The organism is Streptomyces sp. NPDC057002 (assembly GCF_042673825.1).
Lineage (GTDB): Bacteria > Actinomycetota > Actinomycetes > Streptomycetales > Streptomycetaceae > Streptomyces.
The window spans coordinates 639,313-665,733 of sequence record NZ_JBHURZ010000001.1 but is presented as its reverse complement, the minus strand read 5'-3'; the positions used below and the strand labels follow the sequence as shown (position 1 = coordinate 665,733).

The window sequence follows — 26,421 nt, the reverse complement described above, 5'->3', positions numbered from 1 at the left end:
CGGACGGTCGATACGCCTTCGTGTCAACTCCCGCACCGCGCCGATGAGTTCAACCGCACAGGACTCTGGCGGCCCTCAGAACTCCTGGGCTACCGTCGGTAACACCCCTGGTTGCCACAGGGGCCTCTCCCGACCCCTGCGCACCTCCTCCGGAAGGCGGCCCATGGAACACCCGTCAGAACCCGCCGCGTTCACCCGCCGCCGTGCCCTGACTGTGGCGGGCGGTGTGCTCGCCGGTGCCGCTCTCGCGCAGTCGGCGTTCCCGGCCTTCGCGGCCGGCGCCGGATCCTCCGACGCGGACGCCATCGTCGTCGGCCACGGTCTAGCCGGGCTCGTCGCCACCGCCGAACTGGCCGCCGCCGGACGCAAGGTGCTGCTGCTCGACCAGGAGCCGGAGTCCGGCCTGGGCGGGCAGGCCTTCTGGTCCTTCGGCGGGCTGTTCTTCGTCGATTCCCCTGAGCAGCGGCTCATGGGCATCAAGGACTCGCGGGAACTGGCCTGGCAGGACTGGCTGGGCACGGCAGGCTTCGACCGTGGCATCACCGACCCGTCGGGCCAGGATCACTGGGCCCATAAGTGGGCCGAGGCGTATGTGGACTTCGCCTCGGGGGAGAAGCACTCCTGGCTCGCGGGGCTCGGCATGCAGTGGTTCCCGATCGTCGGCTGGGCCGAGCGCGGCGGCGGCCTCGCGGACGGGCACGGCAACTCCGTACCCCGCTTCCACGTCACCTGGGGCACCGGTCCCGCCGTGGTCGAGCCCTTCGAGAAGAAGGTGCGCGCGGCCGTCGACGACGGCAAGGTGACCTTCAGGTTCCGCCACCGCGTGGACGACCTGATCGTCACCAACGGTGCCGTCACCGGCGTACGCGGAAAGGTCCTGGAGCCCAGCACCGCGGCACGCGGCAAGCCCAGCTCCCGCACGGTCGTCGGCGACTTCGACCTGAACGCCCCCGTCGTGATCGTCACCTCGGGCGGCATCGGCGCCAACCACGACCTCGTCCGGCAGAACTGGCCCGCACGCCTCGGCACGCCCCCGAAGTCCATGATCACGGGGGTGCCCGCGCATGTGGACGGGCGGATGCTCGCGATCACCGAGAAGGCGGGCGGACGGATCGTCAACCCCGACCGCATGTGGCACTACACCGAGGGCCTGAAGAACTACGACCCGATCTGGCCCGACCACGGCATCCGCATCCTGCCCGGCCCGTCCTCCATGTGGTTCGACGCCACGGGCAAGCGCTTCTCCAGCCCCGACATCCCGGGCTACGACACCCTCCACACGCTCAAGTCGATCACCGACACAGGCTACGACTACTCCTGGTTCGTCACGACCCAGAAGATCATCGCCAAGGAGTTCGCGCTCTCCGGCTCGGAGCAGAACCCGGACCTCACCGAGAAGAACGTCTGGAAGCTGCTGTCGCGCATCTGGCAGACCCCCGAGCCGATCGAGCGGTTCAAGGAGAAGGGCGAGGACTTCGTCGTCGCCAAGACCCTCCCCGAACTGGTCGCCGGCATGAACAAACTGACGGGGGACGACCTGATCGACCTGGCCGCTCTGCAACGGCAGATCGAGGCCCGCGACCGCGAGATCGCCAATCCGTACACCAAGGACGCCCAGGTCATGGGCATCCGCAACGCCCTCGCCTACCCCGGCGACACCCTCAGCCGCACCGCCTCCGCCCACCGGATCCTGGACACGTCCGCCGGACCGCTGATCGCCGTGCGCCTCAACATCCTCACCCGCAAGACCCTCGGCGGGCTCCAGACCGACCTCTCCGGCCGCGTACTGAACGCCTCCGGCAAGCCGATCACCGGGCTGTACGCGGCCGGCGAAGTCGCCGGCTTCGGCGGAGGCGGCGTCCACGGCTACCGCTCCCTCGAAGGCACCTTCCTGGGCGGCTGCCTGTTCTCGGGCCGAGTGGCGGGCCGGGCGGCGGCGGCCGCGACAGCGAGCTGACATGACGGTGGCGGCCGCGACACCGCGCCGACTCGGTTGAGGCCGCGGTAGGCCGGCGCCCCGGCCGGGCCGCCGCGATCCGGGACCACCCCGGCCGTGCTGCCGGGCCTGGCCCGTGGCTGACGCGACCGGCACGGTCGGCGTCCGCCGCAGATGACCGCGGCCGAGGCCGGCGCGACCGCAACCGGACCGGCGGTGGGTCCCGTCCCGCGAGCGTGAACCGGCCCCGTCAGGGGCAGGCCGCCGCCTCGGCCCGCCCCGCCCGGTCCGTCAGATGAGGTCGGGCCGCTCCCCGCCCAGTTCGCCGCGGACGACCCGGGCCGCCGCCACCAGGTTCTCCAGGGACGCGCGGGTCTCGGGCCAGCCGCGGGTCTTCAGGCCGCAGTCGGGGTTGACCCACAGCCGTTCGGCGGGGATGGCCTTCAGGCCGGTGCGCAGCAGGCCGGCCGCCTCCTCGGCGCCGGGAACCCGCGGGGAGTGGATGTCGTAGACACCCGGCCCCGCCTCGCGCGGATAGCCGTGCGAGGCGAGTTCGCGGGCGACCTGCATATGGGAGCGGGCGGCCTCCAGGCTGATGACGTCCGCGTCGAGGTCGTCGATGGCCTGCACGATGTCGCCGAACTCGGCGTAGCACATGTGCGTGTGGATCTGCGTGTCCGGCCGCACACCACCCGTGCTGAGCCGGAAGGCCTCCGTGGCCCAGGCCAGATACTCCGGCCGGTCGGCGGCCCGCAGCGGCAGCGTCTCGCGCAGGGCGGGCTCGTCGACCTGGATGACCGACGTCCCGGCCGCCTCCAGGTCCCTCACCTCCTCGCGCAGGGCGAGGGCGACCTGCCGGGCCGTCTCGGCACGCGGCTGGTCGTCGCGGACGAAGGACCAGGCGAGCATGGTGACCGGGCCGGTGAGCATGCCCTTGACCGGACGGTCCGTGAGGGACTGCGCGTACCTCGTCCAGCGCACGGTCATCGGCTCGGGGCGGGAGATGTCGCCGGCCAGGATCGGCGGGCGGACGTAGCGGGTCCCGTAGGACTGCACCCAGCCGTGCTGGGTGGCGAGATAGCCGGTGAGCCGCTCCGCGAAGTACTGGACCATGTCGTTGCGTTCGGCCTCGCCGTGCACCAGGACGTCCAGACCGGCCTTCTCCTGGAAGGAGATCACCTCCTGGATCTCGGCCTTGATGCGCTCCTCGTATCCGCCCGCGTCGATCCGGCCCGCCCGCAGGTCCGCGCGGGCGGAACGCACCTCACCGGTCTGCGGGAAGGAGCCGATCGTGGTGGTCGGCAGCAGGGGCAGACCCAGCCGGGCGCGCTGGGCGGCGGTCCGCTCTGCGTACGGCAGCGAGCGGCTGGCGTCCGCCTCGGACACCGCGGCCGTGCGGGCGCGCACGGCCGGGTCGCGGGTGATCGGGGAGTTCGCCCGGGAGGACAGGTCGGCCCGGTTCGCGGCGAGTCGCGCGCCGATCGTGTCGGTGCCCCGGGCGAGACCGCGCGCCAGGGTGACGATCTCGGCGGTCTTCTGCCGCGCGAAGGCGAGCCAGCGCAGGACCTGCGGCTCGATGTCCCGCTCCGCCGCCGTGTCCAGCGGCACGTGCAGCAGGGAGCAGGAGGACGAGACGTCCACCCGGTCGGCCAGGCCGAGGAGCGTGCCGAGCCGGGAGAGCGAGGCCGCCAGGTCGTTGATCCAGATGTTGCGGCCGTCGACGACACCGGCGACCAGCCGCTTGCCCGGCAGACCGCCCACCGCGGCCAGATCGTCCAGGTTGGCCGCCGCCGACTCCGTGAAGTCCACCGCGAGCCCCTCGACCGGCGCTTTCGCCAGCACCGGCAGGGCGTTCCCGAGCCGGTCGAAGTAGGAGGCGACCAGCAGCTTCGACCGGTCGGTGAGGGCTCCGAGGTCGCGATAGGCACGCTCGGCGGCGTTCAGCTCGGCCGGGGTCCGGTCCTGGACCAGGGCCGGCTCGTCCAGCTGGACCCACTCGGCGCCCGCCGCGCGCAGGTCGGCGAGGACCTCGGCGTACACGGGCAGCAGCCGGTCCAGGAGCGTGAGCGGTTCGAAGTCCGCGGGCACACCCGGGGCGGGCTTGGCCAGGAGCAGATATGTCACGGGGCCGACGAGGACGGGGCGCGGGGTGTGGCCGAGTGCCAGCGCTTCGCGCAGAGCGGCGACCTGCTGGGACGAGTCGGCGGTGAACACCGTGTCCGGACCCAGCTCGGGCACCAGATAGTGGTAGTTCGTGTCGAACCACTTGGTCATCTCCAGCGGCGCCACGTCCTGCGTGCCACGCGCCATGGCGAAGTAGCCGTTTAGGGCGTCCGCCTCGACGGCGTCCCGGTGACGGCCGGGGATCGCCCCGACCATGACGGTGGTGTCCAGGACGTGGTCGTAGAACGAGAAGTCGCCCGTCGGGACCTCGTCGATGCCGGCGTCGGCCAGCTGCCGCCAGTTCGAGGCGCGCAGGCCCGCGGCGGTGGCCCGGAGGGCGTCGGCGGTGACGCGGCCCTTCCAGTAGCCCTCGATCGCCTTCTTCAGTTCCCGGTGCTGTCCCTGGCGGGGGTAGCCGTACACGGTGGACCGTGCTGCCGCGGCTGCGGGCTTGGTGGTCACGGAGATCTCCTTCGCGAGACGAATCCCTGAGATCCCGGCGACGGGACGAGAGCGCGAAGGGCGACGGACCGGACGGAAACGACCTCGCGCAGTGGCAACAGCACGGTCGTCCGCCTGGTATGTACGCCGACCCGCCCTCGAGGTCACCGGGATGTCCGCGCACGAGTGGTCCGCGCGCGGGCAGTTGGCAGGTCTTCGGACTCGCGGGCACGCTCTCACCGTGTGAGAACACCTACTGGCCGTCGCTTCCCGGGCCCTGTTCGTGGGCCCAGTGCGTATGACGGCGGTCGTTCCCGCTCACCGCTGCGGGGCAGTCCCGGATTCCCACCGGGTTCCCTCTTGCGACGCGTCCCGCCTGGCTGACGGGGGCGAACCAGCTGCACCGTCAGCCTATACACGGGGAGGCCGCGGAAGCGACCCTCAGCCGCCGCTCCCCAGGCGCTCCGCCGTGAGGGCGGCCAGTTCGTCCGGGGTGCGCGGGCCGGGCGCCGACTCGGTCAACAGCCCCTGAGCACGCAGCAGTTCGGCCGCGGCCGCACCCCACGGCAACCGCAGCCCCGCCTGCCGGAGGAGATCGGTTTGCGCCAGTGCCGTGGGCGCGGGGGCGAGGTGCACGCCGTCCGGGGTGAGGAGCGCCGCGTCGTCGGCCCAGCGCAGGGCGAGATCGACGTCGTGGGTGGCCATCACCACCGTGGTGCCGTTCGCACGCAGCCCGTCGAGCGTGCTGAGGAGCCGTTCCTGGCCGTCGGGGTCGAGTCCGGCCGTCGGCTCGTCGAGGACCAGGACACGGGGGCGCATGGCGACCGCGCCCGCGATCGCGGTCCGCTTGCGCTGCCCGTAGGAGAGCAGATGGGTGGGCCGGTCGGCCAGGCCGCTGATGTCCAGGGCGGCGAGCGCCTCCGCCACCCGTGCCCGTACCTCCGTATCGGCCAGTCCGAGGTTCAGCGGCCCGAACGACACGTCCTGCTCCACGGACGCCGCGAACAACTGGTCGTCCGGGTCCTGCACCACGAGCTGGACGGTCGTCCGCAGCCGGGTCAGGCCCTTGCGGTCGTACGTCACCGGCTCCCCGTCGACCGTCAACCGCCCCTCGTGCGGCCGCAGTCCGCCGCTGAGCAGCCGCATCAGCGTGGTCTTGCCGCTGCCGTTGCGGCCGAGCAGCGCGAGCGCCCGCCCCTCACGGATGCCGAAGTCGAGGCCGCTGAGCACGGCCGGGCCGTCCTCGTAGGCGAAGGACGCGCCCCGCAGGGCGACGAGGGCGGGCTCGCTCATGAGGGCGGCCTTTCCAGTACGAAGGTGAGGACGGCCAGCGCCGCGAGGAGCGCGCAGCTGGCGACCGTGAAGCGGACGGAGACGCGGGCCTCGGGCACCAGGACACGCAGGGTTCCGTCATACCCGCGCCCGGCGAGACCCGCCTGGAGGCGGGCCGCCCGGTCGAACGCCCGGACGAACGCCGTGGCGCCCAGTCCGCCCAGCGAACGCCAGGCGGCGGCCCGAGTGGTGTGCCCGAGCCGGGCGGCCTGCGCGTCGCGGATCCGGCGCACGGAGTCCAGCAGCAGAAAGCTCATGCGGTACGTCACGAGCGCGACATCGACGACGGGCGCCGGGACACCGGCCCGGACCAGGCGCGGCAGCAGGTCGGACATGGGCGTGGTGAAGGCGAACAGCAGCACCCCCAGGGAGGCCGCCGAGGTGCGCAGCAGCAGCTCCCCGGCCCGCAGGGGCCCGTCGTCCGCGAGGGAGACGAAGCCTTCCGGCCCGCCGACCTGGACGAGCAGGGTGACCGCGCCGGTCACGCAGAAGCCCAGCGGCACACGGTAGGCCCGCCACAGCCGGCGGCCGGGCACACCGGCCGGCCCCAGCAGCAGGGACACGGCCGTCACGAGCACCAGCGCCGCGCCGGGCCAGGGCGGCAGCGAGATGGCCAGCACGGTGAGTCCGAGACCGAGCACGGCCTTGTCCACGGGATGACGGCGGCGCCAGCGACTGCTGTGCGCCGCCGCGTCGATCGGCAGCACGCGGCTCAGGCCCTCTCGGCCGTGGACTCCTCGGTGTCCTGCTCCCGCGCCTGCTGCTCACCCTGCCGGCGGCCCCGGCGCAGACCGAAGTAGTAGGCGAGGACACCGGCGCCGAGCGCCGCCTGAAGGGAGAACAGGGCCGACTCGATCTCACCCGACGGCGGCTCGTACAGCGGCGAGAACCAGGGCTTGTAGTCCGGCTCGATCTCGGTGATCGCCGTCTCCGCCTCACCGTCGGCGCCCGTGAACGGCTCCTCCTTGTGATCGCCCAGGCCGAGCGCGAGCGGCAGTACGGCGAGCGCGGCCACGGCGAGCAGCAGCAGGAGGTTGATCTTCGTGTTCTTCTTCATCGGGTCGCCGCCTCGGTCTCGGTCACGGACTGCTTCTTGGCGAGGAGCACACCCAGCCGGGTCAGTTCTCCCTTGCTGGACTGCACCAGCAGCCGCATCACGAGCACCGTCAGCAGCCCCTCGCTCACCGCGAGCGGGATCTGGGTGACGGCGAAGATGGTGCCGAACTTGCCGAGCGCGCCCACGAACCCGCTGCCCGGGTCGGGGAAGGCGAGCGCCAGCTGAACGCTGGTGACGCAGTAGGTGGACAGGTCGGCGAAGAACGCCCCGAAGAAGACCGCGACCATCAGCGGCACGTCGTACCGCCGCAGCAGTTTGTACACGGCGTATCCGGCCCAGGGCCCGACGATCGCCATGGAGAAGACGTTGGCGCCGAGCGTGGTCAGTCCGCCGTGGGCGAGCAGCAGCGCCTGGAAGAGCAGGGTGATGGTGCCCAGCACCGCCATGATGGGTGGCCGGAACAGGATGGCTCCCAGGCCCGTTCCGGTCGGGTGGGAGCAACTGCCGGTGACCGACGGCAGTTTCAGGGCGGACAGGACGAACGTGAAGGCACCGGAGGCACCGAGGAGCAGGGTGCTCTCGGGGTGCTCGCGCACCTCACGGGTGAGCGACCGGACCCCGTGGACGACGAACGGTGCCGACGCGACGCCCCAGGCGACCGCGTGTGCGGGTGGCAGAAAACCCTCGGCTATGTGCATGGCTCAGCAGACCCTCTCCAGCACCTCGTGGATGGTTGACGTGCCTTGGCCGGTCTCCTGGCTGACGGGTACCACCGCCCGTACTCCGCCTTCCCGGGTCACAAGGACCCAGTGGCTGCCCGTGAGGGCTGGAGCCGGACTTCCCGATTCACAGTGGCGAGGGCCGCACCGGCATCACACCGGATTTCCCGTTCACCAAGGCGTGGTGACAGTAATGCCGAGATAAGGACGATGACAAGCCACCCGAGGGGGCGCGCGAGGGGGCGTCCGCTCGCACACCGGCGCAGGGCCGCTCAGTCGTCGCCCCCGTCGTCATCGTCGTCCCCGTCCTCCCAGGTCTGACGGGGCTTCTCCTGCTGGGGTTTGTCCGCCTTTTGCGGTGGGTCGGCCGTCTCCTGCACCGGAGTCGTGGGGCTGGGTGTGGCTTCGACGGGGGTCGGGAGAGGAGGCGCGGTGGTGGACGGGGTGATATCGGCCACTGTGCCGGTGGCCGGAGTGCCGCTGCCCGGAGCCGTGTCCTCCGCTGGATCGGAGGAGAGGGGCGAGGCGGAGTCCGCGGACGGTGTGGCGGCGGGGCTGCTCGCGGAGGGGGACGCGTCGGGTTCCGTGCCCTCCGTCGCGGTGTTGTCGGGCGAGAACCACAGCATTCCGGCGAGCATAGCGGCGGCGAAGAGCGCCGCGGCGGCGATCGTCGCGGCCGCTCTGCGGCGGTGGTCGTGGCCGCCCCGGGGCGCGGCGCGACGCGAACGGCCGGCCTGGGGCGTGCGGCCGGTGCGCAGCCCCGGGGCGCCGGGCAGCGCATAGGTGGCCGGGTCGCGGGTCTCGGCGGCCGGATACGGCCTGGGCGTGGCGGACGTCACCGGGGGCGCGGCCTCCGGCAGCGGCTCGGGCAGCCCTCGCCAGGCGCCCCCGGCGAACCACTCGGCGGTCCGCTGGGCGGTGGGCCGGTCCTCGGGCTGCTTGGCGAGCAGGCCGAGCAGGTAGTTCTCGAAGGCCGGCGGGAGTCCGGCGACACCGAGCTCGCGGGGCGGAACGGGCGCGGAGTCGAGGTGCTGGTGGAGGAGCGCGACGGCGGTGTCCGCCTGGAACGGCGGCCGTCCGCTGAGGAGTTGGTAGAGCAGACACCCCAGGGAGTACATGTCGGAGGCGGGACCGGCCGGCTGGCCCAGGGCGCGTTCGGGTGCGAGGTAGAGGCCGGTGCCGACGATCTGGCCGGTGGCGGTGAGCGCGGCGCCGGGGTCGTCGAGGAAGCGGGCGATGCCGAAGTCGCCGATTTTCAGGGTGCCGTGGGGGTCCAGCAGCAGGTTGGCGGGCTTGATGTCACGGTGGACGATGCCCTGCGCGTGTGCGGCGGCGAGCCCGGCGGCGGCCTGCGCAGCGAGATCCGCCACCCGCTCGGCGGGAAGGGCGCCGGAGGCGGCCAGCACCCCGGCGAGGCTGTCGCCGTCGACCAGTTCCATCACCAGGTACAGCCGGTTGTCGTACTCGCCGAAGTCCCAGACACCGACCAGATGGGGATGGTTGAGACGCCCGGCGGTCTGGGCCTCCAGACGGAACCGGGAGGCCGCCGTGACATCGGTGTCCTGGGGCAGCAGCAGCTTGACGGCCACCGCTCTGGCGAGCGTCTCGTCGTACGCGCGCCAGACCTCTCCCATTCCACCGCGCCCGATCTCAACATCCAGCCGGTAGCGGCCCGCTAGCAGCACTCGTCCTCGTCTCATGCAGGGGGAAGGTATGTCGCCGCAGGCCGAACTCCCCGTTTTGAGGCGGGGGTTGGCGGGGGACGTCGCAGCCGACCCAGGATACTGGCGCCGCGTGACCACTGATCTCCGCAGCGGTGTCGGGGGACGGTACTGTCCCGGAAAACCGGGAGCGGAGACATCGCCCGGCGGGGTGACGGCGCGGTGCGCGCGGTTGCCGGGCCGCCGCCCGCCGGGTCAGGCTGTCTCGTCCGTCTCCGCCGGCCGCTCCTCCCGGCGCGGCAGCAGAGCCACCGTCAAGGCCGGTACGGCCGCGAGAACCAGCCAGGGCACGGCGGCCGGGAGGCCCAGGTCGAGCAGGGAGCCGGTGGCCGCGCTGCCGGCCAGGACGATCAGGCCGGAGACGGAGGACAGCGCGCCCATGTAGAGGCCGATCCGGCCCTCCTCGGCGAGGTCGGGCACCCAGGCGCGGGCGGCGGGCACGACCAGCATCTGTCCCACGGTGAGCAGCACGACGAAGCCCGCGGCGGGCAGCAGCCCGGCGACTCCCGTCCAGCCGGCGGGGCGCGCCGCGGCCACCACCGTGAAACCGGCCGCGATCAGCAGCAGTCCGGCGGTCATGGAGCGGCGCAGGTCCAGCCGGTCGCCCGCCCAGCGGGTCACCGGCAGCTGGGTGAAGACCACCAGCACCGAGGACAGGGCGAACAGCCAGGACAGCGGCGCCTGGGAGCCCGTCGCGCGCCGCACCTCGTCCGGCAGGGCCAGATACAGCTGGTTGTAGGCGAGCAGGTACGAGCCGTACGCGCCGCACAGGGCCAGGAAGCGGCGGTTGCGCAGCAGCACGCGCGCCCCGCCCCGCTCCCGGGTGCGGACCCGGCCCGGGATGTGCTGCGGCATCAGCCACAGATGCCCGGCCAGGACGAGTACGAAGACCGCCGCACCGGCTAGGCACGCGGTGCGGAAGTCGACGGCGAGCAGCAACCCGCCGAGCAGCGGCCCGACGAAGGCCCCGGCCTGGCCCGCGACGCTGAACAGGGCCAGGAGCCGGGTGCGCGAGCCGCGTCCCTCCTCCTCCCAGACCACCGCCTGGCGGGCCACCTCGGACTCCACGGCGGGAGAGAACAGCGCGGCGGCGAAACCGATCACCAGCACGGCGCCGATCACGGCCCCGCTCGCCTCCGCGTACCCGAGCCACGCGAACCCGGCGATCCGCAGCACACAGCCGGCCAGCACGACCGGCCGCACCCCGAACCGGTCGACGAGCCAGCCGCCGACCACGAACAGCCCCTGCTGGCTGAAGGTGCGCAGCCCGAGCACGAATCCGACCAGCCAGCCCGCCATGCCGATCGCGGTACCGAGGTGCTCGGCGAGGAACGGCAGCACGGCGTAGAAGCCGATGTTGAAGGCGAGCTGGGTCAGGATCAGCAGCCGCAGCAGCGGCGACAGCTCCTTCCAGAGCCGCCAGGTGCTCTCGCGCGGGGTCTTGGGCGCACGGGCGGACCGGCGGGCCGGCACGCGGGAGACGGGGTCGGTCATCGTTCTTCTGCCTGTGAGGTGGACGCAGAGGTGGATACGGGGGCCAGGAGGGCGTCGGGGCTGTTCCGCTGCCGCCGCGGGGGCATGACCCGCTCCCTGGGCGGCCCGGCCGGGCCCTCGGTCCGCCTGTGCCGCCGGGGCAGCCGTACGCCGCCCGCGGCCGTCACCGCGAGCGCCCCCAGCAGGGCGAGTACGGCGGCGGGGAAGAGGACGGCCCACGGGGCGCGTTCGGCGTACGGCTGGTTCTCGGCGAGCAGCAGGCCCCACTCGGGGGACGGCGGCTGGGCGCCCAGGCCGAGGAAGCCGAGGGCGGCGAGGCTCAGTGCGATGCCGGGCAGCCGGAGCAGGGCGTGCCGGGCCACCGGCGACAGCACGGCGGGCAGCAGTTCGTGCCAGAGCAGATACCAGCGGCCGGCGCCCAGCGCGCGGGTCGCGGCCAGGTGCGTGGTCGCGCGCTCCTGCCGCAGCAGGGAGGACGTATGGGCGGCCAGCGGGGACCAGGCCACGACGCCCACGGCGAACGCGGGAGTCCAGGGCCCGCTGCCCGCGACCCCGGCGACGAGAAGTCCCGCCAGGACGGGCGGCACAGCGCTGACGGTGTCGACCAGCGGCCCGGACAGCCTCGGCAGCAGCCCCAGCAGCAGTCCCGCGACGAGGGCGGCGGCGCTCACCGCGAGGGCGACACCGAGGGTGGCCAGCGCGCCGTGGGAGACCCGGGCGAGGACGTCCCGGCCGAGCGCGTCCGTCCCGAACGGGTGCGCAAGGGAGGGGGCCCGCAGCTTGGCGAGGGTGTCCAGCGCGAGCGCGTCCCGGGGCAGGCCGAACCCGATGACGGCGGCGAGCAGCGCACCGTAGAGCAAGGGCAGGGCGCGGGGCGCGGACGGGCCGGGACGGTGCAGGGAGTGCAGGGCGCCGTCGCGCAGCGCGGGCCCGATGAGCAGCCGGGCCGCCAGCCGGGCGAGGACCCCGGCGACGGCGGCGACCAGGACGAGGGCGAGGGTGCCGGTCTGCAGGACCGGCAGGTCCTGGGCGAGTGCGGCCTGGAGGGTGAGCCGGCCCAGGCCCGGGATGTCGAAGATCTGCTCGACGGCGACCGAGCCACCGGTCAGGCCGACCACGAACAGGCCCAGATTGGGCAGCAGTCCGGGCACGCAGCGGCGCACCGCCTGCCGCGCCACGGACTTCGGCGGGACACCGCGTGCCGCGGACGCCAGCGCCCAAGGTTCGGCGAACGCACTGGGCAGCAGGTCGTCCAGCATCCGTCCGAGGATCGCCCCGGCGGGCAGACCGAGGGCCAGCGACGGCAGCACCATCCACTGCGGCCCGTACCAGCCGAGAGCGGGCAGCCAGCCCAGCTGGACGCCGATCACCGAGGCCAGCACGGAGGCGACGAGGAACTCGGGCAGCGCGGCCAGCATCGCTGAGGCCGTGCCGCCGGGGCCGCGTGCGGCGAGCCGCCCCCGCGAGCCGAGCCGGAGTGTGCGGGCGCACACGGCCGCCACGGTGCCCGCCGCGACCACGAGGGCCCCGGACATCAGCAGCAGCGAGGCGCCGAGCGACTGCACGACGCCCGGCAGCACCTGGCCGCCGGACACCCACGACGTGCCCGCGTCGCCGTGCAGCAGCCCGCCCAGCCAGCGGCCGAGCAGCATCAGCGGGCCGTCGTCCAAGCCGAGTTGGTCGCGGACGGCGCGCAGTGTCCCGGGTGTCGGATCGCGGTCGGCCGAGCGGGCCTTGAGCACCGTCAGGGCCGGGTCGGTGCGCGACAGCCATGGCAGCAGGCCGATCGCGCCCACCAGGGCGGCCATGAGCACGGCCCGCCACAGCAGCGTCGGGGCTCCGCCCCGCGCGAGGGCGCGCAGGGCGGCGAGGCCCTTGGTCAGGAGTGAGTGCGAGGTGTTCAGTGTGGTCCCCGTGGTGCTCAGGCGAAGGGAATCTCGAAGTGCACCACGCCGCTGCCGCCGCCGGGCACTTCCTCCCGCTCGTCGCACACCACCTTGCCCAGCGTCCGCCACAGGCCCATCGAACCGGGCGAGTGCGGATACGTGTGCAGATAGACGGACCGGTAACCCCCGTCGGCCCGGGCGAAGTCGACCAGGCCCGCCACCAGCCGCCGGGCCAGTCCGCGCCGTCGGTGTGCGGGGCCGACGTACAACCGCCGCAGCTGCGCGGTCTCGCCCGAGGGGTACCGCTCGGCCAGCCAACGCGGGTTCGGCGGATGCGCCGGCCCGCGCGCGTCCAGCGCCCCCGTGGCCGCCACCGTCCCGTCCCGCTCGTCCACGGCCACCAGGAGGGTGTGCCGTGGCGGTTCGACGTAGTAGGGCACCGGGTCGATGATGTCGGCGTGCCAGCGCGGCACATAGCCGGTGTCGAAGTCGCGGTACACGGCGTCCAGCATCACCACCCGAGCCCCGTCGATGTCCGCTGGCGTGGCTTCCCTGATGCTGTAGTCGTGCATTTGCGCATCATATGCAAAACACATGAACGCTTATTCGGGGGCCGCTGATGTGATGTGGCTCAGCACGCACCTCCAGCGCCCGTCCCGCTTCACGAACACGTCCGTCGTCCACTCGTCGGCGTCGTAGCGCTCGCCCCGGTAGTGGGCCGTGTTGGTGACCCGTCCGGTGACCACGGCCGTGTCGCCGTAGACGCGGACCCTGGGCCGGGTCCTGAGGTCCATCGCGGAGTGGGTGAGCTCGCCGGACTCGACGCGGGAGAGGAACCCCTCCTTCGAGTCGATCCCGGACTCGGAGACGATCACCCACTCGTCCGCCATGAAGCCCGCGATGCGCGCGGGGTCGTTGGCGACGATCGCCGCCGCCCAGTCCCGCGCCAGCTCGGTGAGCGCGCGGACGGTGTCCTCGCCGGGTTCCTGAGCCGCCGCCGCGCCGGGACCTTGGTTCATGTCGCGACCGTAGCGCGTCAAGGCCGCGATCCGGGGCGTTCAGCAGTCCGGGTGACCTCGCGCGTCCCGGGCGCCGCCGAGGGAAAAGGATGCGGTCGTCGTTGCCCGGCCGTCCGCCCGTCGACCGAAGGTGATCACCCGTGTCCCTGACCGCCCCCGCCCACTCCGCCGTCGGCACCGCGCTGCAGTCCCAGAGCCCGGTCGACATCCGTCCGCAGGCCACCGACGTCTCGGCCCTGCCGCCACTGCGCCTGCGCCATCCGGCCCGGCTCACCATGCGTCTGCGCTTCGAGCGTCCGAAGCGGCACCGGCCCGACTGCGTCCGGGCCGAGGAGGGCTCGGTGAAGGCCGAGCCGCCGCCCGGACAGGACTGCCTGATGAGCGTCGGGGACGCCACCTACCACCTGGAGGACATCCACTGGCACACGCCGTCCGAGCACACCGTCGGCGGGGTGGCGTTCCCGATGGAACAGCACCTGAAGTACGCACGGACGATCGGGGAGAGGGACGGGGACGGGACCGGGGCCGGTGCGAAGGAGTACGCGGTGCTCGCCGTGTTCATCCACCCGGGCGACGCCAACGGCTCCCTGGACCGGCTGCTGGAATCCGCCCGCCGGAGCGAAGACCCCTGGGACGTCCCCGGCGTGGAGATCGACACCCTGCTGCCGCCGTGTACCGAGTCCTACCGCTACCTCGGGTCCACCACGACCTGCCCCTACACCACCGGCGTGCGCTGGACGGTCCTGACCCATCCGGTCCAGGCGTCCGCCGCCGCGCTCGAGCACTACCGGAGCCTCTTCCCCGAGGGCAACGCCCGCGAGGTGCAGCCGCTCGGGAAGCGGCGGATCGCCGGGGACATCCATCGCTGGTGGTGACTCGGCCCCCGACACCAGGGCCGGCCGCGGCACCCGTCCGCCGGGGCGGGCCGCGGCACCCGTTCGCCGGGCCTCGCGGTTCAGCTCTGGGCGGGGGTGAGCACCACGAAGTCCGCGTTCGCCGGGTCGAGGCAGACGGCCAGCCGGCCGACGCCCTCCGCGTCCTCGGGGCCCATCTGCACGGTGCCGCCGTTCTCCCTGACCTTGGCCACCGCGGCGTCGCAGTCGTCGACGGCGAAGACCGGGTGCCAGTACGGCCGCCCGTTCGCCAGCGACAGGTCCGGCTTGCCGACCTCCATGAGCCCGCCGTGCATCCGCTCCTCGGGCAGCCCGGCGGGGGTGATGAGGGTGTACGTGCCCCCGCCGCCCGGCAGCGGCATGTCACTGAACCGCCAGTCGAAGAGTCCGCCGTAGAACTCCTGAGCGGCCGCCGCGTCGCTCGTGTACAGCTCGGTCCAGGACAGCGAGCCCGGCTCGTCGACCAGGTCGAGGCCCTTGGTCGTCCCCGGCTGCCAGACGGCGAACTGGCCTCCCTGCGGGTCGGTGTACTGCGCCATCCGGCCCCATTCCTCGAGGTCCATCGGCGCGACGCGCACGGAGCCGCCGGACTGCTCCACGGCCTTCGTCGCGGCGTCCGCGTCGGCGACGCTGAAGTAGAGCATCCAGGCCGAGCGCGCGCCCTCCTCGGTGAGCTTGCCGAGCCCGGCGACGATCTTGCCGTCCTTCCGGAACATCCCGCCCTCGAAGTCCTCGCTCTCGCCCATGGACTCGTAGTCCCACCCGAGCACGGCGCCGTAGAAGGCAGCGGCGGTCCTGACGTCCGGAGCGCCGAGGTCGAGCCAACAGGGGGAACCGGGGGCGAACTCGGTGGTGATCATGGCGATGCTTCCCTTCCGCAGGTTCTGTGTGCCCAGCGTGACACCGGGCACTGACAAGCGCCCGTCGGCCGCTCTCCGACGGGGGAACCTCCGCGCCGGGCCGTGGAATCATCGGGGTCGTCGAACGGCCGGACGGTCGCGGGACCCTGTGGTGTGAGGGTGGTGGGTTGACATGGTGGTCGGCTGGGAGTGGGACGACACGTTGTTCTCGGGGACCGCCGCGTACTACGAGCGGGGACGGCTGCCGTACGCCGCCGGGCTGGCGGACGCGCTCGCCGAGGAACTGCTGCTCGACGGGGAGGGGCGTCTCCTCGACGTGGGCTGCGGGCCCGGAACCATCGCCCTGAGCCTCGCGCATCTGTTCGGCGAGATCGTCGGGGTGGACCCCGACAGCGGGATGATCGCCGAGGCCGGGCGCGTGGCCGCCGGCCGGGGCGTGGGCGCCAAGACCCGGTGGGTGCGGGCGCGGGCCGAGGCCCTGCCCGCGGGGCTCGGCCTCTTCGCCGTCGCCACCTTCGGCCAGTCCTTCCACTGGATGGACCGCGACCTGGTGGCCACGACCGTCCGGGACATGCTCCGGCCCGGCGGGGCGCTGGTGCACATCGCGGACCTGAAGACGGAGCCCCGGACCGTCGACGGCATGCCGCACCCGGCCGTCCCCTACGCGGGGGTGGACGACCTGGTGAAGCGATACCTGGGGCCCGTGCGCCGAGCGGGCCGCGGGGTGCTGGCGCTAGGCACACCGGGCGCGGAGGACGAGGTCTTCGTCCGGGCGGGCTTCTCCGGCCCCCGGCGTCTCGTCGTGCCCGGCGGGCAGGTGCTGGAGCGGACCTTCGACGATGTCGTCGCCTGGGTGTTCTCCATGTCGTTCTCGGCCCCGCACCTCTTCGAAGGGCGCCGGGACGACTTCGAGACGGACCTGCGGCTGCTGTTGCGCGAGGCCTCGCCCTCGGGCCGGTTCTCCGAACGGGCCCCGAGCACGGAGGTCTTCGTGTGGCGGAAGGACCCGGCGGCCTGAACGGGTTGCCGCGTCAGTGGACGGACATACCGCCGTCGACGTAGACCGACTGTCCGGTGACGTAGGCGGACGCCGGGCTCGCCAGGAAGACGGCCGCGCCCGCGAAGTCCTCGGCCAGGCCGTTCCGCCCGACCATCGTGCGTTCGGCGAGGGCGGCCACCTTCTCCGGATCCGACGACAGGCGCTTGTTGAGCGCTGTCATGACGAAGCCCGGCACCAGGACGTTGCAGGTGACGCCGCGCGGCGACCACGCCTCGGCCTGGGAACGCGCCAGCGACTCCAGTCCGCCCTTCGACGCGCCGTACGCGCCGCTCTGCACGAACGCCCGGTGCGCCTGCTGCGAGCTGATGTGCAGGATCCGCCCGAACCCGCGCTCCGCCATGCCCGGGCCGAAGCGCTGCCCCAGCAGGAAGGGCGCCTCCAGGTTGACGGCCATCGTGAGGTCCCAGACGTCCTCGGTGAGTTCGTCCATCGGCGGGCGCAGATTGATCCCGGCGCTGTTGACGAGAATGTCGGGCTCCCCGAACGCCTCGACCGCCCGCTCGGCGGCCGTCCGCACACCCTCGCGCGTGCTCAGGTCCGCGCCGACCCACGCGGCGCGGCAGCCCTGAGCCGTCAGCTCCTCGACCGTCGCGGTCAGTCCGGCCTCGCCGCGGGCCACGACCACCACGCCGGCGCCGGCGCGAGCGAGGGCGCCGGCGATGGCGCGACCGATGCCGGAACTCCCGCCGGTGACCACCGCGACGCGGCCGTCCAGGGAGAACAACTCGGAGAGATACGCCTGCGTTGACCGGTCGGCCTGTGTAGTCATGACCCGACACTCTAAGCGGATCGATCACCGGGGGAGCCGACGGGACAGGATGACAGCCCGGTCCGCCCATGCCTCCCCCGGAACACGCGACTGACGCATACTGGGACATCATGGACCGCACCCGTCAGTACCCGGAACGGCGCCCGCGCGGGACGGCGTCCTGGGGGACCGCCGTGAAGGCGACGCTGCACTGTCTGACGGGGTGCGCGATCGGCGAGATCCTCGGCATGGTCATCGGCACCGCGCTCGAATGGGGCGACGTGCCCACCATGGTCCTGGCGATCGGGCTCGCCTTCCTCTTCGGCTACTCGTTCACCCTGTTCGCGGTCCTGCGGGCCGGCCTCGGCCTCAAGGCCGCCATCAAGGTCGCGCTGGCCGCGGACACGGTCTCGATCGCGGTGATGGAACTCGTCGACAACGCGATCATCGCCCTCACCCCGGGAGCGATGGAGGCCCAGCTCACGGACGGACTCTTCTGGTCCGCGCTGCTGGGCGGTTTCGCGGTGGCCTTCCTGGTCACGACACCGGTCAACAAGTGGATGATCGGCCGGGGAAAGGGTCACGCCGTCGTCCACACCCACCACTGACGCGATGTCACCGGTCCCGCGAGGCGAGGGAACCCCGCCACGCCACGGACGAGTCACCCCCGGCCGGTGAGCAGCCGGACCTGCCCGGCGGGGAGTTTCGGCCACCAGTGGTGGTAGCGGCGGTAGGGCTCGGTGTCGCGGTCGGTCAGGAGGCCTGTCAGGGAGGCGGCTTCCTGTGCGAGGCCGTCCCATGCGGTGGGCGGCAGGTCGTGGAACGCCGTGGCCTCGATGCCGCCGTCGATCGCGCGCCACACGCCGGCGACCCGGCCGTCGACCAGCAGGGTGGGCAGTACGTCACCGTTCACGCGGATCACGAGGCGGCGGTAGTCCGGGGGGATCACGCGGCTGCGGTCGGCGTGGGCCAGCAGGACGCTGTCCCACATGGCCATGAGGCGCGGCGGTGCCGGGGTGTCCGCCGGTGGGCGCGGGGCGTCCGGCACGTCGTACAGGACCGTCCCGTCCGGTCCGCGGAGCTGTTCCACCGTGTCGGAAAGGGCGAGCAGCGTCCGCCGTATCGGCTGCCGCGGCAGCATGGCGAACTGGGCCATGTCCGCCACCGACGCCGGTCCGAAGCCCCGCAGATAGCGCAGGACGAGCTGCCCGAGTGCGTCCGCCGTCGATTCCCGGCCCGTCGGCACGGGACCGGTCCGGGCCGCGACGAACGACGCCCGGGTGCCGAACGACCAGGGTCCGCCGGTCGGGAGATGGAGCAGCGGCGCGTACCCCTTGAGCCCCCACCACGCGCCGGCCTTCTTGTCCGCGCCGACCCGCTCCTCCAGCCACGCCTGGAGTTCCGCGGCCGTCCGCGGCCGGTCGGCGAAGTCCAGCAGCTCCGGGACGAGTGCCTCGCCGTCGGCCGGTGTGAGTCCCGCGGCGGCGAAGCGGTAGCCGAGCCGTGACGCGTACAGCGTCTGCTGCATCGCCTCGCGGAACACCTGGTGGTCGTCCGCGTGGACCGCGTGCAGCGTGATGCGCATCAGGGTCGCCTTGACCACCGTGCGCCGCGCGAAGGCCTCGTCCAGCTCGGCCGGGGAGAAGCCGGCCAGCCGGTTCCACAGCGCCACGTACGGCGAGGCGGCATGCTGCGCCTGGAGCGCCACCACACGCCGCACGGCCTCCCCGGCCTCCATCACCTCCCTGCCCAGCAGCAACTGACGGCCGAGGGTCGCCCGGTTGAGCTCCTGCGCGGTGATGTCCACGCCGGGGATTCTGCCGTGGCCCGGCCGGAGGCATCGATTCCTGGACAGTGGCCTGGATCACATGTCGTCGATTGAGTACCTGGGCCGGGCGATGTCCGTACCCATGGGTGCAGAAGCGGGGCCGGATGCGAAGATGAGGCGCCATGACAGCTGGGTGGTGTGCTCGCACGACACGGGCCGCGGTGTTCGCGGCCGTCTGTGTCGTGCTCGCCGCCCTGGGGCACGTCATGATGTCCGGCGACCACGTTCCCCTGTCGACCCTGGTGGCCGGCTGGGCCGTGACGGGTGTGGCGGGCTGGTGCCTGGCGGGCCGTGAGCGCGGACTCCGGCTGGTCGTCGCCGTCGCCGTGGTCGTCCAGACGGGACTGCACTCGGCGTTCTCGCTCGTACCGTCACCGGCCGCCGGGGCAGCGGATGGTACGGACTCCATGGACATGGCCTCCACGGGTCATGGCATGGGGGCCATGGGTCACGGCATGGGATCCATGGGGCATGGCATGGGTCCCATGTCCCATCACATGGGGCATACGGGACACGCCCCGGGTGGTGACTCGTCCCTCGGCATGCTCGCCGCCCACCTGCTGGCCGCGCTGCTGTGCGGACTGTGGCTGGGCCACGGCGAACGGGCCGTCTTCCGTCTGCTGCGCGCCGTGGGGAGCAGGCTGACCGCGCCGCTGCGGCTCCTGTTCGCGCTGCCCGCGCCGCCGCCCCCGCCCGTGCGGGTACGGCGCTGGTCCTCGGACCGCGCACCGCGCCTTCTCCTTCTCGTCCACGCGATCACCTCTCGAGGACCGCCCGCGGGGGCCGCTGCCGCCTGACGGCAGCCGGCAGTCCCGGGGCAGCACTCTGCGCGCCCCGGTCTCGGCCGTATCTCCGTCCGTACGGCACGCCGTACGGACGCGGCCGTATCCCCGCTCACCGGGCCGCACGCGTGTTCACGTGGTCCCGGCATTCCGAGAAGGACACCAGGTGATCACTCCTGCCCTGCCCCTTTCGCACGAGAGAAGTCCGTCGTCCGACGAGTCGATAACCGCCTGGGCGCTGGCCGCGCGCGGCGGCGACTCCGCGGCCGTCGATCACTTCGTGCGCGCCCTGCACCGTGACGTCATCCGCTACGTCGCCCATCTGTGCGCCGATCCGCAGGCCGTGGACGATCTGGCGCAGGACACGTTTCTGCGGGCGCTCGGCAGTCTGCACCGGTTCGAGGGCCGTTCCTCGGCACGCGTCTGGCTGCTGGCCATCGCCCGGCGTGCGGTGGCGGACAGCCTTCGCTACTCCGCCGTGCGCCCCCGCCGGGCCGATCTGCCGGACTGGGAGCTCGCGGTCGAACTCGCCCAGCCGCGCGGTCTGCCCGGCTTCGACGACGGCGTGGCACTGCTCGAGCTGATGGACGGACTGCCCCAGGAGCGGCGCGAGGCGTTCGTCCTCACGCAGCTGCTCGGTCTGCCGTACGCGGAGGCCGCCGCGCTGAGCGACTGCCCGGTCGGCACGGTCCGCTCCCGGGTGGCCCGTGCCCGGGCGACGCTCATGGCCCTGCTGGCCGAGGCCGAGGAACCGGCGACGGCGGCGTCAGCGGTTCCACCCGCCCTCGTCGCGGCCTGACTCAGCGCAGTGCCAGCGGCAGGCCGCTCAGGCCGTTGAGGAAGTTGGAGTAGATCGGCCGGACGGGGCCGGTCCGCTCCAACTCCGTGACGAGCTCCCGCAGCCCGGAGAGGACGGCGGCGATCTCGGCGCGGGCGAGGAAGGCGCCCAGGCAGAAGTGCGGGCCGTAGGCGAAGGTGAGGTGCTTGTTGGGGGAGCGGTTCAGGTCCAGTGCGTCCGGGGCGTCGAAGATCCGCTCGTCGCGGTTGGCGGAGGCGTTCCAGACGGTGACGATGTCGCCCGCGCGGACGGGCCGGCCGGCGATCTCAGTGTCGGAGGTGGCGGTGCGCCCGGAGTGCAGCGCGGGCGTGGTCCAGCGCAGGATCTCCTCCACCGCCCGGTCGAGGCCGGCGTCGCCTGCCTTGAACGCGCGCCACTGGTCCGGGTGCTCCAGCAGCGCCAGCACGGCTCCGATCATGGACAGCCGTGCGGTCTCGTCGCCGCCGAGGATCAGGCTGTAGCAGTTCAGCATGATCTCGTCGTCGTCCAGCAGGGCGCCGTCCACCTGGCTGGTCGTCAGCAGGCTGATGACGTCGGAATGGCCGGTGCCCCGGCGTTCGCGGGCCAGGTCGGCGAAGTAGAGCAGGATCTCGTTCTTGGCGATCCAGGCGTCGGCCGCGGTGGCGTCCGCGTGCTCCGAGCCCAGCGCCGAGGAGGTGAGGCTCAGGACGTGGTCCCGGTCCCGGTCGGGCACCCCGAGCAGGTCGCAGATCGCGCCCAGCGGGATGCCCGCCGCCACGTCGGCCGCGAAGTCGCAGCCGCCCCGCTCCAGGGCCTGCCGCAGCAGCCGGTCCACGGTGCGGCGCACGCTGTCCACGATCGGGGCCAGCGCCTTGGGCGAGAAGGCCCGCAGCAGCACCTTGCGCAGGTCGGCGTGGCGCGGGCCGTCGGTGATGGCGAGCATCCGCCCGGCCGCCGAGTCGCCGCCTGCGAGCAGCGTCTCCAGCACATTGCCGCCCTGCGAGGTGAACCGGGCGCTGTCCCGGTACACGGACGTCACGTCCGCGTGCCGGGACACCACCCAGAAACCGGGCGCCGTGCCGGTCGCCGGGTTCCATCGCACCGGCTCGTGCTCCCTCAAGTGGCGCCACACGTCGGTGAGATCGGCCTCGGCGTGCAGTTTCGGATCGGCCAGGTCGAGGCCGTCCAGTTCCTCCGGCGCGATCCTGCGGCGCGTGGTCATGCGTGCCCCTTCTCCGTGCTCCGTGTTCCCGCCTCGGTGTTCCTGCGCGCCGCTACTCGCCCATGGCCTCGACGAGGCTCCTGGGCCGCAGGTCGGTCCAGTTCTCGTTGACGTGGTCCAGGCAGGACTGCCGGCTCTCCGGGCCGTGCGCGACCGTCCAGCCCGCCGGGACCTCCGCGAAGGCGGGCCACAGGGAGTGCTGGCCCTCGTCGTTCACCAGGACGAGGTGCTGGAGGGTGTCGTCGTCGAAGGGGTTCGTCATCGGGGGTTCCTCTCGGGGGTGGGGGCGAGCCGGCCGGCCGTGATCGGGCCGATGAGGGCGAGCGGCTCCGGCCGCGTCATGGCGGCGTGCGTGCAGGGCACGTCGTGGTTGTCGATCCGCCCGGTCACGTACGGCCGCCAGGAGCGGTAGCCGTACCGAGACGCGTCGGGATCCTGTGCCGCGGTGAAGAACAGCACGTCACCGCGGTACGTACGGGGAGCGAACTCCGTGATCAGCCGCCGGTTGTTGGCAGTCACCTCGACCAGGGCGAGGAGTTCGGCGTCGGTCAGGGTGGCGGCCATGTCGGGGACACCGCGGGCCAGGCGCAGGAAGTCCGCTTCCCTCAGATGGGTCGACGGTACGTCACGCCCCAGGATCCTCAGCAGGTTGCGCAACGCCGCCTGCCGGTCGTCCGGCACGGGCTTCCTCGCGCCGCGCTGCTCGGGGTAGGAGTCGAGCAGCGCCAGCAGACCGACCTCCTCGCCGGCCTCCTGGAAGGCCGTGGCGAGCGCGTGGGCGACCATGCCGCCCATGGACCAGCCGAGCAGGTGGTACGGCCCGTACGGCTGGACTTGGCGGATCCGCGCCGCGTAGTCCGCGACCAGGTCGTCGAAGCCGGGCGCCAGGCCGCGGCCGGTGAGCAGGCCGCGGGACTGAAGGCCGTAGACCGGCCGGTCCGCGTCCAGGTGCCGGGAGAGGCCCGCGAAGCCCCAGCTCATGCCGGAGACGGGGTGGACGCAGAACAGCGGCTCCCGTGTCCCGCGCGTCCGCAGCGGCAGCAGTGCCTCCCCGGAAGTGGAACTGTCCGCCGACCGCGCCCGATCCGCATCCATCCGGTCGAGCACGGCGTTCCGTCGCATGCCGGCGTTCCGTGCGTCGGACTCGGACAGCACATCTGTGGGCCATGTCCTGTGGCTCTCCGGGCGCGGCTCGGCCTTCGCTTCCCCTGCTGCGGCGTTGACCGCCGGAGCGTGGGTGGGTGTGGGAGGCAGGCCCGGGACGGTGCCGCCGGGCAGCGCTTGTCGTTCCGGCGCCGGGTCGGTGGTGGCAGTGGTGGTGGCCCGTACTCCCTCGGGGGCACGCTCCGCGCCACCCGTGCCCAGTCGCCGGGCCAGTTGCGCGACCGTCGGCGCGTCGAAGAGCACCCGTACCGGCAGATCCGCGGCGCACACCGAGCGGATCCGTGACATCAGCCGCGTGGCCAGCAGGGAGTGGCCGCCCAGCTCGAAGAAGTCGTCGTGCACCCCGACCGCGGGCAGTCCCAGCACCTCGGCGACCAGCCCGCACAGGATCTCCTCCCGCTCGGTGGCCGGCGCCCCGCTGTCCGACGCGGATCCGTCCGGCGCGGGCAGCGCGGCCCGGTCGAGCTTGCCGCTGGCCGTGTACGGCAGCGCGTCCAGGAGCACGATCGCCGACGGCACCATGTACCCGGGCAGCGCGGCGGCGACGTGCTCGCGCAGCACCGAGGGGTCGGCACCGCCGTCCCCGGCCGGTACGGCGTACGCCACCAGCCGCGGACCGCCCGGCTGGTCCTGCCGTACGACGGCCGCGGCCCGGGCGACCGACGGGTGCCGGACGAGGACGGACTCGATCTCGCCCGGCTCGATGCGGAAGCCCCTGATCTTCACCTGGTGGTCGGCCCGGCCGACGAAGTCCAGCCGCCCGTCCCGCCGCCACCGGACCAGGTCGCCCGTGCGGTACATCCGGGCGCCCGCCCGGCCCCAGGGGTCGGCGACGAAACGCTGTGCCGTCAGGTCAGCGCGGCCGGCGTACCCACGGGCCAGGCCGCCGCCCGCCAGATACAGCTCGCCCACCGCCCCTTCCGGTACGGGCTGGAGGGTCTGGTCGAGGACGTAGGCGCGGGCGCCGGCGATCGGGGCACCAATGGGTGGCGCACCGGCCCGGGTGCCGTCGGCGTATCCGGCGTCGGCGTACCCGGCGTCGGCGTACCCGGCGGTGGCGTACACCGTCGTCTCGGTCGGGCCGTACAAGTTGGCGATCCGCGCGCCGGGGAACGCCCCCCGCAGGTCGGTGACGAGCTGATCGGACACGGCCTCGCCGCACAGCGCGACGGTGTGCGGAGACACGGGCGGCCGCCCGACCGCGAGCACCGTCGCCAGCACCGAGGGCACCCCGCTGACCAGCCCGGCATCCCAGCTCTCGCGCTCCTCCCCGACGAGGGCGAGCAGGCTCTCCACGATCTCGATCCGGCCGCCGCACAGCAGCGCCGGGAAGATCTCGAAGACCGACACGTCGAAGTTGAGCGAGGTGGAGAACAGCACCTTGGCCAGTCGCTCGGGCCCGAACTCGGCGTGCGCCCACTCCACCAGCTCCACCACACCGCGGTGGGTGACGGCGACGCCCTTGGGCCGGCCGGTCGAGCCCGAGGTGTAGATGACGTAGGCGGTCTGCTCCGGGTCGCGCCGGGGCACGGGCCGCCCGGCCGGCGGTTCGTCAACGCCCGTCGGCAGCAGGAGGGGGATGTCGTCGGGCAGTGCGGAGGCGGTGTCCGTGGTGGCGAGGACGACGGTCGGGTCCGTGTCGCCGATGATGTAGGCCAGCCGCTCCCTCGGGTACGAGGGGTCCAGCGGCACGTAGGCGGCACCGGTCTTCAGGACGGCCACGAGGGCCACCACCAGGTCGGCGGTGCGGGGCAGGGCGATTCCGACCGTGCGCTCCGGGCCGGCACCGCGCTCGGCGAGCAGACAGGCCAGGCGCTCGGCGCGGGCGTCGAGTTCGCGGTAGGTGAGCGTGGCGCCCCGGTCCAGCACGGCGGGCGCGTCCGGTGTGGCGGCGGCCTGCGCCTCCCACAGGCCGGCCGGGGTCAGGGCCGCGGCGGGTACGGCGGCCGCCGCGGACGTGGTGAGCGCCCGGCGTTCCTCGGAGGCCAGGAGGTCGACCCGGCCGAGCGGAAGGCCGGGGTCGGCGGTGATGGTCTCCAGCACGCGCAGCAGCCGGGTCAGGGTGCGTTCGGCCCAGTCGCCCCCGAACAGGCCGGTGCGGTGCGCGAGCCGGAAGCGGAGCCGCGGGCCCGGGACGGCGACCAGGGTGACGGGGTAGTGGGTGGCGTCGCGGCCGTGCGCCCCGATGATCCGGAAGGAGCCGTCCCGCGCCCCGGCGGCGGTGTCGACGGGGTAGTTCTCGAACACCAGCAGCGTGTCGAAGAGTTCACCGAGCCCGGCCTCCCGCTGGATGTCGGCAAGACCGGCGTGCTCGTGGTCGAGCAGCCGGGCGTACTGCTGCTGCACCCGTGTCAGCGTCGCGCGCAGCGGCTCGTCGGGGCGCAGCCGGACCCGGGCGGGAACGGTGTTGATGAACAGCCCGGCCATGGACTCCACGCCGGGGATCTCGGCGGGCCGCCCGGCGACGGTCGTCCCGAACACGACGTCGTCCCGCCCGGTCAGACGGCTCAGCACCACGGCCCACGCGGCCCGCACCACAGTGTTGAGCGTGACCCGCAGTTCCCGCGCCCGAGCCGCCAGCGCCCGGGTCGCCGCCTCCGGCAACTCCAGGTACGCCTGGCCGATGTCCCCCGGCTCGGTGCCGTCGGCGGACGCGAGGCGGGTCGGCTCGTCGACCCCCGCCAGTTCCTCGCGCCACGCGGCGAGCGAGGCGGCCGGGCGGCGCCGGCCCAGCCAGTCGAGGAACGCCCGGTACTCCGGTGCCGGCGGCAGGTCGGCCGAGTCGTACAGGGCGAGCAGGTCCCGGAGCAGGACGGAGACCGACCAGCCGTCCAGCAGGATGTGGTGATGGGTGATCAGCAGCCGGAAGCGGTCCTCGCCCAGTCCGGCCAGGGTGAAGCGGAGCAGTGGCGGAGCGGCCGGGTCGAAGTCTTGGTCCCGGTCCTCGTCCAGCAGCCGCCGCCACTCCCGCTCGGCCTCCTTTCCGTCGAGCCCGGTGAGGTCCGCCTCGGCCCAAGGCAGCGTCGCCCGGCGCGGCACGACCTGCACCGGGCGGCCGTCCCGGCGCTGCCGGAACGCCGCACGGAGGTTGGGGTGGCGGTCCAGCAGTGCCTGCCCGGCGGCCCGCAGCCGCTCGGCGTCCACGGCCCCGGCCAGGTCGAACACGAGCTGCACCAGATAGACGTCCGGCCCGTCCTCGTACCGGGCGTGGAAGTACAGGCCTTCCTGGAGCGGGGTCAGCGGGAGAACGTCGACCCGAGCGGGCTGCGTCATGGGGCTTACCGATCCTTGACTGGG

The 26,421-nt window shown here is 73.1% G+C and carries 22 protein-coding genes and 2 riboswitches; of the genes, 6 read left to right on the top strand and 16 right to left on the bottom strand.

Translation table 11 applies throughout. The annotated features are described in order from the left end of the window. Window positions 1-163 precede the first annotated feature (163 nt). Complete coding sequence (locus tag ACFT32_RS02960; RefSeq protein ID WP_382485098.1) at window positions 164-1,957, top strand: FAD-binding dehydrogenase; 1,794 nt, start codon at window positions 164-166, stop codon at window positions 1,955-1,957. Between the two features lie 270 nt (window positions 1,958-2,227). Here the strand turns inward: ACFT32_RS02960 and metE are convergent, their stop codons facing one another. From metE to ACFT32_RS02910, 10 genes are all read right to left on the bottom strand, one after another. After that, complete coding sequence (metE, locus tag ACFT32_RS02955; RefSeq protein ID WP_382485095.1) at window positions 2,228-4,561, bottom strand: 5-methyltetrahydropteroyltriglutamate--homocysteine S-methyltransferase; 2,334 nt, start codon at window positions 4,559-4,561, stop codon at window positions 2,228-2,230. A 168-nt stretch (window positions 4,562-4,729) separates the two neighbouring features. Next, window positions 4,730-4,954: riboswitch (cobalamin riboswitch) on the bottom strand. 27 nt (window positions 4,955-4,981) lie between these two features. Beyond that, entirely contained in the window at window positions 4,982-5,833 is an 852-nt protein-coding gene (locus ACFT32_RS02950) for an energy-coupling factor ABC transporter ATP-binding protein (protein WP_382485092.1), read from the bottom strand. Beyond that, window positions 5,830-6,579, bottom strand: coding sequence for a cobalt ECF transporter T component CbiQ (gene cbiQ / locus ACFT32_RS02945; RefSeq protein ID WP_382485089.1), 750 nt, complete (start codon window positions 6,577-6,579; stop codon window positions 5,830-5,832). Before cbiQ ends, ACFT32_RS02950 begins: the two co-directional genes overlap by 4 nt. Before the next feature lie 5 nt (window positions 6,580-6,584). Beyond that, window positions 6,585-6,929, bottom strand: coding sequence for an energy-coupling factor ABC transporter substrate-binding protein (locus tag ACFT32_RS02940; protein WP_382485087.1), 345 nt, complete (start codon window positions 6,927-6,929; stop codon window positions 6,585-6,587). Further along, window positions 6,926-7,627 (bottom strand): energy-coupling factor ABC transporter permease, encoded by a 702-nt coding sequence (locus tag ACFT32_RS02935; RefSeq protein ID WP_261684219.1) that lies wholly within the window; start codon window positions 7,625-7,627, stop codon window positions 6,926-6,928. The genes ACFT32_RS02940 and ACFT32_RS02935 overlap by 4 nt, the downstream gene beginning before the upstream one ends. 29 nt (window positions 7,628-7,656) lie before the next feature. Further along, window positions 7,657-7,864, bottom strand: a riboswitch (cobalamin riboswitch). 56 nt (window positions 7,865-7,920) lie between these two features. Continuing rightward, the gene (locus ACFT32_RS02930; RefSeq protein WP_382485085.1) at window positions 7,921-9,348 is read right to left on the bottom strand and encodes a serine/threonine-protein kinase; all 1,428 of its coding nucleotides are present in this window, start codon (window positions 9,346-9,348) and stop codon (window positions 7,921-7,923) included. A gap of 216 nt (window positions 9,349-9,564) precedes the next feature. Then, window positions 9,565-10,863 carry an MDR family MFS transporter gene (locus ACFT32_RS02925; RefSeq protein WP_382485083.1) on the bottom strand — a complete coding sequence of 433 codons (1,299 nt, stop codon included), beginning with the start codon at window positions 10,861-10,863 and terminating at the stop codon, window positions 9,565-9,567. Continuing rightward, entirely contained in the window at window positions 10,860-12,671 is a 1,812-nt protein-coding gene (locus ACFT32_RS02920) for an ABC transporter permease subunit (protein ID WP_382487017.1), read from the bottom strand. Before ACFT32_RS02920 ends, ACFT32_RS02925 begins: the two co-directional genes overlap by 4 nt. Window positions 12,672-12,784: 113 nt before the next feature. Then, on the bottom strand, window positions 12,785-13,321 hold the full coding sequence (locus tag ACFT32_RS02915; protein ID WP_382485080.1) for a GNAT family N-acetyltransferase: 537 nt from the start codon (window positions 13,319-13,321) through the stop codon (window positions 12,785-12,787). A 30-nt stretch (window positions 13,322-13,351) separates the two neighbouring features. After that, on the bottom strand, window positions 13,352-13,768 hold the full coding sequence (locus tag ACFT32_RS02910; protein ID WP_382485077.1) for a nuclear transport factor 2 family protein: 417 nt from the start codon (window positions 13,766-13,768) through the stop codon (window positions 13,352-13,354). A gap of 140 nt (window positions 13,769-13,908) precedes the next feature. Here ACFT32_RS02910 and ACFT32_RS02905 point away from each other — a divergent pair, with 140 nt between their 5' ends. Next, window positions 13,909-14,643 carry a carbonic anhydrase family protein gene (locus ACFT32_RS02905; RefSeq protein ID WP_382485074.1) on the top strand — a complete coding sequence of 245 codons (735 nt, stop codon included), beginning with the start codon at window positions 13,909-13,911 and terminating at the stop codon, window positions 14,641-14,643. Between the two features lie 80 nt (window positions 14,644-14,723). Here ACFT32_RS02905 and ACFT32_RS02900 read toward each other — a convergent pair whose 3' ends face one another. Then, window positions 14,724-15,521 carry a VOC family protein gene (locus tag ACFT32_RS02900; RefSeq protein ID WP_382485072.1) on the bottom strand — a complete coding sequence of 266 codons (798 nt, stop codon included), beginning with the start codon at window positions 15,519-15,521 and terminating at the stop codon, window positions 14,724-14,726. Between the two features lie 172 nt (window positions 15,522-15,693). Here ACFT32_RS02900 and ACFT32_RS02895 point away from each other — a divergent pair, with 172 nt between their 5' ends. Further along, window positions 15,694-16,539 carry a class I SAM-dependent methyltransferase gene (locus ACFT32_RS02895; protein ID WP_382485069.1) on the top strand — a complete coding sequence of 282 codons (846 nt, stop codon included), beginning with the start codon at window positions 15,694-15,696 and terminating at the stop codon, window positions 16,537-16,539. A 13-nt stretch (window positions 16,540-16,552) separates the two neighbouring features. On the opposite strand, the gene ACFT32_RS02890 is transcribed toward ACFT32_RS02895, so the two are convergent. After that, window positions 16,553-17,350, bottom strand: coding sequence for an SDR family NAD(P)-dependent oxidoreductase (locus tag ACFT32_RS02890; RefSeq protein ID WP_382485067.1), 798 nt, complete (start codon window positions 17,348-17,350; stop codon window positions 16,553-16,555). A 110-nt stretch (window positions 17,351-17,460) separates the two neighbouring features. Between ACFT32_RS02890 and ACFT32_RS02885 the strand changes: the two genes are divergently transcribed. Continuing rightward, window positions 17,461-17,937: a DUF4396 domain-containing protein gene (locus ACFT32_RS02885; protein WP_382485064.1), complete on the top strand. Its 477-nt coding sequence runs from the start codon at window positions 17,461-17,463 to the stop codon at window positions 17,935-17,937. A 53-nt stretch (window positions 17,938-17,990) separates the two neighbouring features. On the opposite strand, the gene ACFT32_RS02880 is transcribed toward ACFT32_RS02885, so the two are convergent. Then, window positions 17,991-19,136, bottom strand: a complete 1,146-nt coding sequence (locus ACFT32_RS02880) for a winged helix DNA-binding domain-containing protein (RefSeq protein WP_382485062.1) — start codon at window positions 19,134-19,136, stop codon at window positions 17,991-17,993. A gap of 143 nt (window positions 19,137-19,279) precedes the next feature. On the opposite strand from ACFT32_RS02880, the gene ACFT32_RS02875 reads away from it, so the two are divergent. Together ACFT32_RS02875 and ACFT32_RS02870 are read left to right on the top strand one after the other, a co-directional pair. Continuing rightward, window positions 19,280-19,954, top strand: coding sequence for a hypothetical protein (locus tag ACFT32_RS02875; protein WP_382485059.1), 675 nt, complete (start codon window positions 19,280-19,282; stop codon window positions 19,952-19,954). Window positions 19,955-20,105: 151 nt separating this feature from the next. Then, on the top strand, window positions 20,106-20,738 hold the full coding sequence (locus tag ACFT32_RS02870) for a sigma-70 family RNA polymerase sigma factor (RefSeq protein ID WP_382485057.1): 633 nt from the start codon (window positions 20,106-20,108) through the stop codon (window positions 20,736-20,738). 1 nt (window position 20,739) lies between these two features. Here the strand turns inward: ACFT32_RS02870 and ACFT32_RS02865 are convergent, their stop codons facing one another. From ACFT32_RS02865 to ACFT32_RS02855, 3 genes are read right to left on the bottom strand one after another with little or no spacing between them, the layout of a single operon-like run. Further along, the gene (locus ACFT32_RS02865; protein WP_382485054.1) at window positions 20,740-21,960 is read right to left on the bottom strand and encodes a cytochrome P450; all 1,221 of its coding nucleotides are present in this window, start codon (window positions 21,958-21,960) and stop codon (window positions 20,740-20,742) included. Window positions 21,961-22,012: 52 nt separating this feature from the next. Next, window positions 22,013-22,222 (bottom strand): MbtH family protein, encoded by a 210-nt coding sequence (locus ACFT32_RS02860; RefSeq protein ID WP_382485052.1) that lies wholly within the window; start codon window positions 22,220-22,222, stop codon window positions 22,013-22,015. Further along, on the bottom strand, window positions 22,219-26,397 hold the full coding sequence (locus ACFT32_RS02855; protein WP_382485049.1) for an amino acid adenylation domain-containing protein: 4,179 nt from the start codon (window positions 26,395-26,397) through the stop codon (window positions 22,219-22,221). Before ACFT32_RS02855 ends, ACFT32_RS02860 begins: the two co-directional genes overlap by 4 nt. Between the last annotated feature and the right edge of the window lie 24 nt (window positions 26,398-26,421).